9 protein-coding genes and 1 pseudogene are annotated in these 8,371 nt (G+C 72.0%); 4 read left to right on the forward strand and 6 right to left on the reverse strand.

The features are described from left to right. Positions 1–106: 106 nt before the first annotated feature. From FV223_RS14085 to FV223_RS14100, 4 genes and pseudogenes are all read right to left on the reverse strand, one after another. Positions 107–478: pseudogene (locus tag FV223_RS14085) on the reverse strand (hypothetical protein); the annotation flags it as partial. 182 nt (positions 479–660) lie between these two features. After that, positions 661–1,047 (reverse strand): hypothetical protein, encoded by a 387-nt coding sequence (locus FV223_RS14090; RefSeq protein ID WP_147727633.1) that lies wholly within the window; start codon positions 1,045–1,047, stop codon positions 661–663. A 109-nt stretch (positions 1,048–1,156) separates the two neighbouring features. Then, entirely contained in the window at positions 1,157–3,028 is a 1,872-nt protein-coding gene (locus tag FV223_RS14095) for a methylmalonyl-CoA mutase subunit beta (RefSeq protein WP_147727634.1), read from the reverse strand. A 112-nt stretch (positions 3,029–3,140) separates the two neighbouring features. After that, positions 3,141–3,944, reverse strand: coding sequence for an undecaprenyl-diphosphate phosphatase (locus FV223_RS14100; RefSeq protein ID WP_147727639.1), 804 nt, complete (start codon positions 3,942–3,944; stop codon positions 3,141–3,143). Between FV223_RS14100 and FV223_RS30420 the strand changes: the two genes are divergently transcribed. From FV223_RS30420 to FV223_RS14115, 4 genes are all read left to right on the forward strand, one after another. Further along, a complete protein-coding gene (locus FV223_RS30420) occupies positions 3,928–4,128 on the forward strand; it encodes a hypothetical protein (RefSeq protein WP_147895768.1) in 201 nt (66 codons plus the stop codon). The genes FV223_RS14100 and FV223_RS30420 overlap by 17 nt on opposite strands. Positions 4,129–4,203: 75 nt before the next feature. Continuing rightward, positions 4,204–4,896: a glutathione S-transferase family protein gene (locus FV223_RS14105; RefSeq protein WP_147727635.1), complete on the forward strand. Its 693-nt coding sequence runs from the start codon at positions 4,204–4,206 to the stop codon at positions 4,894–4,896. Between the two features lie 29 nt (positions 4,897–4,925). After that, positions 4,926–6,056, forward strand: coding sequence for a tRNA epoxyqueuosine(34) reductase QueG (gene queG / locus FV223_RS14110; protein WP_147727640.1), 1,131 nt, complete (start codon positions 4,926–4,928; stop codon positions 6,054–6,056). After that, complete coding sequence (locus FV223_RS14115; protein ID WP_147727636.1) at positions 6,053–6,922, forward strand: SDR family oxidoreductase; 870 nt, start codon at positions 6,053–6,055, stop codon at positions 6,920–6,922. The genes queG and FV223_RS14115 overlap by 4 nt, the downstream gene beginning before the upstream one ends. 16 nt (positions 6,923–6,938) lie before the next feature. Here the strand turns inward: FV223_RS14115 and FV223_RS14120 are convergent, their stop codons facing one another. Together FV223_RS14120 and FV223_RS14125 are read right to left on the reverse strand one after the other, a co-directional pair. Further along, positions 6,939–8,006, reverse strand: coding sequence for an esterase (locus FV223_RS14120; RefSeq protein WP_147727637.1), 1,068 nt, complete (start codon positions 8,004–8,006; stop codon positions 6,939–6,941). A gap of 103 nt (positions 8,007–8,109) precedes the next feature. Beyond that, a partial coding sequence (locus FV223_RS14125) for a DUF533 domain-containing protein (protein ID WP_147727638.1) occupies positions 8,110–8,371 on the reverse strand: 262 nt, incomplete at its 5' end.

Here is an 8,371-nt window from a genome sequence, read left to right on the forward strand (position 1 = left end):
AGGCTTCCCGCGCCATGAAGACCCCGCTGCTCGGTGCGCTCGCATTCCTCCTCGCCCTCGCGCCGGCCACGGCGCGCGAGCGTTCGAAGCCCGAGGCGGACAAGGTGCTGGCGACGGTCTTGCGCTCCAGCATCGGCTGGAGGCGGAGCGCGAGCTGCTGGTCGAGATGGCGGGCGTAGGCGCCCTTGAAGAACTTGGCGCCGGTGCCGCCGCCGTAGAGGCGATCATGCGCCGCGATCATCGCGTCGACCTCGGGACGGCAGAGAAAGCCGATCACGCTGGCGGCCTGGAACCAGCGACCGGCGCGGGCGTGGTTCATCGCGCCCGGGTTGGCCATCACCGTCTCGGCGAAGCAATCGGTCGCGGCCTGCTGCAGCGGCGCCAGCACCTTGTCCGCCTCGGGCTTCGAACGCTCGCGCGCCGTGGCCGGCGCGAGGGCGAGGAGGAATGCGAGCGCACCGAGCAGCGGGGTCTTCATGGCGCGGGAAGCCTCGAACGAGTGATCGATCGAGGCGAGTATTCCCCAGGGATTTTGTCGGGAACAGGGCCGTCCGCGCCGCAGCGCACGCGCCGGGCGCAATCCTGCGCCATCGTCGCTTCCGCGTCACAGCGGCGCCCCCGCCACCGCCGCTTCGACCGCCGGTTTCGCCTGGGAGCGTCCTAGCCGCGGCGCTCGGCGTTCCAGCGACCGCTGCATTCGGGGCCGCCCTGGGTCGACCAGGTGCCGGTGCCGGTCCCCTGGCGGCCGAGGCGCCCGACGACGTTGGCGGTCGCCGCCCCGTTCGAGATCGTCGCGCGCACCGACCCGTTGGTCGCGACCCGGCCGCTGATCGCGAAATCGCCGCCGGGATAGCTGGCCTCGCCGCGCTGGATCCGCACGCCGTAGCGATAGGCCCGGTCGCAGATGCCGGATTCGGTGATGACCTCGATGCTCCAGTTGCCGTCGTAGCGGTCGGGGATCTGGACCTTCTTCCGGGCCGCGTCGGCGGGGCTGAGGCCGGCGGCTGCGAGGATGAGGAAGGCGGAGGCCAGCGTCAGTGCTTTCATCGGATCCCGATCGGGCGAGCGTGTCGAGTGCCCGGCACGCACCGCGCGGGCGTGCAGGCATGTCCGCTTCGAAACACGCGACGGCCGGATCGGTTGCCGATTTCCCCGCTCAGGCGCGGGCGGCCCGCCTCAGGGCGTCGTTCAGCAGCGCCAGGAGGTCGCCGCCGGCATGGAGGAAGCCGTGGACGCCCGCCGCCGCGAGCGGTTCGGCGAGATCCGCCCCCGGCTTGCCCGCGAGGTAGATCGTCCCGGCGCCGGCCGCCGCCAGGGCCTTCGCCGCGGAGACGGCGCGGGCTTCGTAGACGGCGTCGGAGGAGCACAGGCAGGCGAGCGCCGCACCCGAGACCTTGAACGCCTCGGCGAGGCTCGCATCGTCGGGGAACCCGTCGTTGCTCAGCGCCTCGATGCCGCCGGCGGCGAAGGCGTTGGCGGCGAAGGTCGAGCGGGCGTTGAACACCGCGACCGGGCCGAGATTGGCCAAGAACACCTGCGGGCGCTTCCCGGTCTTGTCGAGGAAGCCGTCGGAGGCGTCGCGCAGGGCCTCGTAGGGCTCGGCGAGCCGCTGCGACGGCAGGGCGTCGCAGGCGACCGCCGTTCCGCTGCCGAAGCTCGCCGCCGGGGGGGCGGCGACGGGCGCCACGTCGAGCACCGCGACCGACTTCTCGGCGAGGTAGGGGAATTCGGTGGCGCCGGTCAGCGCCTCGCGCCGCGTCGCGACGTTCTTCGCCCGCGTCTCCCGGGTGATCTCGATCCGGCGCTGGAGCTTGCCGACGCTGAGCGAGGCGACGATGCCGCCCTCGCGCTCGATCGCCTGGAACGCCTCCCAGCCGGCCTCGGCCAGCTGCGCGGTCAGGCTCTCGAAGCCGCCGGCGCCGGCGGCCGGATCGGCGACGCGGGCGAGGTTCGATTCCTCGATCAGCACGATCTGGCTGTTGCGCGCCACCCGCCGGGCGAAGGCGTCGGGGAGACCCAGCGCCTGGGTGTAGGGCAGGGCGGTGACGGCGTCTGCGCCGCCGAGCCCGGCCCCGGTCGCCGCCATCGCGGTCCGCAGGATGTTCACGAAGGGGTCGCGCCGGGTCATCATCCGCCACGCGGTCTCGGCCTGGAGCCGCAGCGGCTTCGGAGCGAGCCCGCAGGCCTGCTCGATGCGGGCCCAGAGCCGGCGCATCGCCCGAAACTTCGCGATGGTGAGGAACTCGTCCGCGTCGGTCACGAGCAGGATCCCGACCGCGTCGCGGGCCCGTTCCAGCGACACCCCTTCCGCCTCCAGCGCCCGGAGATAGGTCACGGCCGTGGCGAGCACCGCGCCCAGCTCGGCCGCCTCGCCGGCGCCGGCCTCGTGATAGGGCCTCCCGTCGGCCAGGAGCGCACGCCCGGTGAAGCCGGCGGCGTCGAAGTCCTTCACCGCCTGCCCGAGCTTCGGCGCGATCTCGGACCACACCGCCCCGAGGCTGCCCGAGGCGGCAAGCGTGCCCACCGGATCGATGCCGAGGTCGAGGTCGCAGGCCGACAGGTCCTCGCCGCGCGCCTTCGCCAGCTCGACCACGAGGCGGGCCGCCTCCAGCCCGAGCGGGCCGGCGTCGACGCGCAACCCGATCAGCGGCAGCATCACGCCGGCAAGCGCGGCTTCCAGCTCTTCGACCGTGCGTGCGGTCAGGCCGTAGCCGTGGGCCGCCGGCGCGCCGGAGAACACCAGGGTCAGCGCATCGGCGCCGCCTTCGAGGTCGGCCAGCGCCTGCCGGTTCGCCTGCTCGATCTCGGGATGGTCGACCCGCTGGGCGATGCGCCACGGGCCGGCCGCGCGGACCGGCTGCGGCACGGGCTCGGCCGCCTCGTAGAGCGGCTCGATGCGCAGGCCGTCCGCCGTCTTGGAGACGAGGCGCTTCTCGTAGTCGGCGCCCTTCAGAACGCCCTCGACGAGGCCGAGCCAGCGCGCGCGGGTCGCGGGCTCGAAGAGGTCGGCAAGCGGTCTGTCTTCCATCGCGGAGGGCCTTCAAACGGTGCCGGGATGCGGGTCTTTCGCCCGCTCTCCCCATCCGTCTGCCCTCGCACGGCCCCGCTGGCGAGGCAATCGACGGCGGCGACCGTATTTTTTATCCAAAGATGATCAGGCCGGCGAAGCCCGCCGAGCCGACGATGATGCGCCACCACGCGAACAGCCAGAAGCCGTGGCGGGAGACGTAGTCGAGCACCGTCCGCACCACGACGAGGGCCGAGACGAAGGCCACCACGAAGCCGATGACGATCAGCCCGACGTCGTCGCCGTTGAGGTTCTTGTAGTTGTCGAGCAGGTCCTTGGCGAAGGCGCCGGCCATGGTCGGCATCGCGAGGTAGAACGAGAACTCGGTGGCGGAGCGCTTGTCGGCGCCCATCAGCATCGCGCCGACGATGGTGGCGCCGGAGCGCGACACGCCCGGGATCATCGCCAGGCACTGGAAGATGCCGATCTTCAGGTCCATCGGCAGGGTGAAGTCGTAGACGTCGGTCTTCTTCACCTCGAGATCGGTGTCGTCCAGGACGAGCAGCACGAGCCCGCCCGCGACCAGGGTCGCGCAGACGATCCACGGGTTGAACAGGTAGGCCTTGATCACCTTCGAGAACAGGCCGCCGATGATCGCCGCCGGCAGGAAGGCGAGGAGGATGCCGAGCACGAACCGGCGCGCCTGCGGGTCGTTCGGCAGGGCGAACGCGATGCCGAGCAGCCGGCGGAAATACACCGCCAGGATCGCCAGGATCGCGCCGAGCTGGATCAGCACCTCGAAGGTGTTGTTGGGCGAGTGGAACCCGATGAAGTGCCCGACCAGGAGCTGGTGCCCGGTGGAGGAGACCGGGATGAACTCGGTCGCGCCCTCTACGACCGCGAGCACGACCGCCTTCGCGATGCTCATCGCATCCATCATCGCAGATCTCGCATCATCGCTGGTCTCGACCGTTCGCGCCGCGCCGGCCGGCGACCGGCCTGAGGAAGTGGAATCGCCGCCCGCGGCGGGACGCCCACAGGCTTCGCCGACGATGGTGAACGAGCGGTTACCGCGTTCCGTGCGGCGTGTTAATGAGGCGGCAACGATCGAGCAATCATGATCATCCCACGCTCGGTCCCGCGGGTGTCCCGTGCGGCGCGTCCCGCCGGCCCTTTTCAGTCCGACAACGGCCTCGATGGCGACGCTCTATCACTTTCCCTTCTGCGCCAACTCGCGCTTCATCCGCCTCGTCCTGGCCGAGATGGGCCTGGAGCCGAGCCTCGTCGAGGAGCGGCCCTGGGACAGGCGCGACGAGTTCCTGCTGATCAACCCGGCCGGCACCACGCCGGTGCTGATGGAGCAGGGCGGCCTGGTCGTGCCCGGCGGCGGCATCATCGCGGAATACCTCGACGAGACCCGCGGCCTCGGCCTCACCGGGCGCCGGCTGATGCCGGACCATCCGGCCGAGCGGGTCGAGGTGCGCCGGCTGATGGACTGGTTCCTGGTCAAGTTCGAGGCGGAGGTGACCGGCTACCTCGTGACCGAGAAGATCGCCAAGCGCTTCATGACCAGCGCCACCGGCGGCGGCCCGCCGGACATGAACGCGATCCGCGCCGCCCGCACCAACGTCCGCTACCACCTGAAGTACATCGGCTACCTGATGGCGCGGCGCCGCTGGATCGCCGGCGACCACCTGACCTATGCCGACCTCGCCGCCGCGGCGCATCTGAGCTGCGTCGACTACCTCGGCGACGTGCCGTGGGACGAGGACGAGACGGCGCGCGACTGGTACGCCCGCGTGAAATCGCGGCCCTCCTTCCGCGCGCTGCTCGCCGACCGGGTCGCGGGCATGCCGCCGGCCGGGCATTACGCGGACCTGGATTTCTGACCGACCGCCGCATCTTCGCAGGCCGGGACCTGCGCCGCCTCGTCGAGGCCCGCGCCCGCCACCTGGGCTTCTGCGACCTGCAGGTCACCCGCCCGGAGGCGGTGCCGGAATTGCCCGGACGCCTCGCCGCGTGGCTGGGCGAGGGCGCCCACGGCACGATGGGCTGGATGGAAGACCGCGCCGACCAGCGTGCATCGCCCAAAACCCTGTGGCCGGGGGTGCGCAGCATCATCGTGCTCGCCACGAACTACGGACCGGAGACCGACCCGCTCGATCTGCTCGCGAAGAAGGATCGCGGCGCGATCGCGGCCTACGCCCAGCGCCGCGACTATCACGAGGTGGTGAAGGGCCGGCTGAAGGAGCTCGGCGGCTACCTCTCGGCCAAGGGCGACGTGCGGGTGAAGGTGTTCTGCGACACCGCCCCGGTGATGGAGAAGCCCCTGGCCGCGGCGGCCGGCCTCGGCTGGCAGGGCAAGCACACGGTGCTGCTGTCGCGCGATCACGGCAACTGGCTGCTGCTCGGCGCGATCTACACCTCGGCCGACTTGGAGCCGGACGCGCCCGAGCCCGACCATTGCGGCTCGTGCCGCGCCTGCCTCGACATCTGCCCGACCAACGCCTTCCCGGGCCCCTACCGGCTCGATGCGCGCCGCTGCATCTCCTACCTGACGATCGAGCATGCCGGCCCGATCGCCGCGGAGTTCCGCACCGCCATCGGCAACCGGGTGTTCGGCTGCGACGACTGCCTCGCCGTTTGCCCCTGGAACAAGTTCGCCCGCGTCGCGCAGGACGCGCGCATGGCCGCCGATCCCGGCCTCGACGCGCCGCCGCTGGCCGAGCTCGCCGCCCTCGACGACGCCGCCTTCCGCAGGCGCTTCGCCGGGACGCCGGTGAAGCGCACCGGCCGCGACCGCTTCCTGCGCAACGTCCTCATCGCCGTCGGCAACTCGGGAGACCCGGCGCTGGCGTCCTCCGCCGTGCAGAACCTCGCGGACCCGGCCGCGATCGTGCGGGGCATGGCGGTCTGGGCCTGCGGCAGGCTTCTCGGCGCCGCGGCCTGCCGTCCCCTTTACGAACGCCACGGGCTCGGCGAGACCGATCCGGACGTTCGGGCCGAGTGGCGTGCCGCGCTCGACCCGCCCGCGGAGATGCCATCATGACCCTGTTCGTCTTCGGCCTCGGCTTCTCGGCCCGGCGTTTCTCGGAATGCGCGCGCGGCCGGTTTCCCCAGATCGTCGCGACGGTGACCGAGCCGGACAAGGCCCGCGCGATCGAAGCGGAGACCGGACTGTCGATGAGGGCCTTCGGCCCCGAGGCCGACGACCCGCGCATCCCCGCCGACCTCGCGGCGGCCAACGCGCTGCTCGTCTCGGTCCCGCCCGACCGCGACGGCGACCCGGTGCTGCGGCGGTTCCGCGACGACATCGCCCGGAGCCGGATCGGCTGGATCGGCTACCTCTCGACGATCGGCGTCTACGGCGACCAGGGCGGCTCCTGGATCGACGAGACCGCGCCGGCGACGCCGAAGAGCGCGCGCTCGCAAGGGCGGCTGGCCGTCGAGAACGCGTGGCGGGCGCTCGGCGCCGAGACCGGCAAGGCGGTGCAGGTGTTCCGGCTGTCGGGCATCTACGGCCCGGGCCGCAACCCGATCGTGAAGCTGCGCGACGGCCGATCCCAGCGCATCGTCAAGGCGGGGCAGGTCTTCAACCGCATCCACATCGACGACATCGCCACGACGCTGCTCGCCTCGCTCGACCGGCCGCGCAACGGCGCGGTCTACAACGTCACCGACGACGAGCCGGCGCCACCCCAGACCGTCACGGAATACGCCGCGGCGCTCACCGGCCTGCCCCTCCCGCCGGAGGTCGACTTCGAGACCGCCGACCTCTCGCCGATGGCACGCAGCTTCTACGGCGAGAACAAGCGCGTGCGGAACCGCCTGATCCGCGCGGAACTCGGCGTCGACCTCGCCTTCCCGACCTATCGCGAGGGGCTGCAGGCCTTGAAGGACGAGGCGGCCGGCTGACGGAGCTGGCCCACCGTCACGGGCGCGGCGGCACGTGCGCGTCGAGCCAGGCGGCCAGCCATGCGGCCACGTCGAGGCTGTTCCTGTCCTGCATCAGCATGTGCGAGTTGCACGCCATGCCGACGTCGGGCAGCAGGACCAGCTCCGCCATGCCGCCGGCCTTGTTGGCGGCCTCGACGAAGGCGCGGCAGAGCTTCAGCCGCGGGGCCCAGCGCGGCACGCGCTCGACGTAGTCGCCCCACAGCACGAGGATCGGCAGGTCCCTGTAGGGTGCCAGGTCGTCCTTGGCGGGATCGGGGCAGGCGGCCGGCTCGATCGCCACGAGGCCGCGGATGCCGGCGCGATCGAGCGCGGCGGTCTGGAACGGGTAGATGCCCGATTGCGAGTGGCTGATCAGGATCGCGCCGTCGAGCCCGGTTTTCTCGATCGTCTTGGCCAGCTCGGACAAGGCCGGCACGGTCGGGTTCGGGGTCGGCAGGGTCGCGGCCCAGTCGGCGACCATCTGCTTCCAGAACTCGGCCTGCGCCTCCAGCGGGAACTGCATCCCGGGAAACACCTCCGGATATTTCGGGCCGAAGCGGAAGATCGCCCAGGCCGGCTCCTGGCCGGCCGACACCACCGGCGGCAGCGTCTCGGGCGCCGCCTGGCCGGTCTTCACCGCGTTGATCCTGGACGGGTCCACCGCCGAGCGGCCGCGACCGGCCTGGTCGATCACGTAGGTCGGGAACCCGGCGCGGACGAAGAACTCGTCCCAGCCCATGCGCCCGTCCGGCGTCGTCTCCCAGGTCTTGCCCGTGAGGCAGCAGCCGTGGATCAAGACGATCGCCGGGCGCTTGGCCTCCACCGGGATCTGGTAGCGCACGTAGACCTGGTCGACGCTGATCGTGCCCGAGGGCGCGTAGGCCGGCAGCGTCGAGAGGGTGTCGGAGGCGACGCTGCGGCCGCCGACGAAGAAGCTGCCCTGCCGGGCGATCGTCAGCGGCCCTGCGGGCTCGGCCGCCGCGGCGGGCAGGGCGAGCAGGCTCCCGATCAGGGCGATGGCGGCGAGACGCCGCCGCGGCGGCGTCGTGTTGTCCTCGGACATGCGGTTCCCGGTTCCCCGCGGCGCCGTCTCCCGTGGCGCCGCAGCCGGAACCTAGCACCGCCGCGCCCGCCGGCATCAACCGGAAGGTGCGGCGGCGCGACGATCAGGCCGAGAGTTCACGCTCGACGCGGGCCGCGGCCTCGGCCGGCACGTCGAGCGCCTCGGCCAGCATCTTGAGGAACTGGCGCTCCTGCATCGTGTCGAGGTCGATCGCCAGGGCCGCGGCGGCGTAGATCCGGGCGGCGGCGTCGGAATCGTCGACCGCGTCGGCGATCTCGTCGATCTCGGCCGGGTTGGCGAGCTCGCGCTCGAGCCAGGCGCGCCCGTCGCGATCGATGCCGGCCGCCGCGACGGCCTCGTCGAGC

Origin of the sequence: Methylobacterium sp. WL116, from assembly GCF_008039455.1 — a bacterium.
Lineage (GTDB): Bacteria > Pseudomonadota > Alphaproteobacteria > Rhizobiales > Beijerinckiaceae > Methylobacterium.

Coding starts and splice junctions, on each gene's coding strand:
- FV223_RS14115 (WP_147727636.1), top strand. CDS start 6,053: ATGACCCTGTTCGTCTTCGGCCTCGGCTTCTCGGCCCGGCGTTTCTCG.
- FV223_RS30420 (WP_147895768.1), top strand. CDS start 3,928: ATGCTCATCGCATCCATCATCGCAGATCTCGCATCATCGCTGGTCTCG.
- FV223_RS14095 (WP_147727634.1), bottom strand. CDS start 3,028: ATGGAAGACAGACCGCTTGCCGACCTCTTCGAGCCCGCGACCCGCGCG.
- FV223_RS14100 (WP_147727639.1), bottom strand. CDS start 3,944: ATGGATGCGATGAGCATCGCGAAGGCGGTCGTGCTCGCGGTCGTAGAG.
- FV223_RS14105 (WP_147727635.1), top strand. CDS start 4,204: ATGGCGACGCTCTATCACTTTCCCTTCTGCGCCAACTCGCGCTTCATC.
- FV223_RS14090 (WP_147727633.1), bottom strand. CDS start 1,047: ATGAAAGCACTGACGCTGGCCTCCGCCTTCCTCATCCTCGCAGCCGCC.
- FV223_RS14120 (WP_147727637.1), bottom strand. CDS start 8,006: ATGTCCGAGGACAACACGACGCCGCCGCGGCGGCGTCTCGCCGCCATC.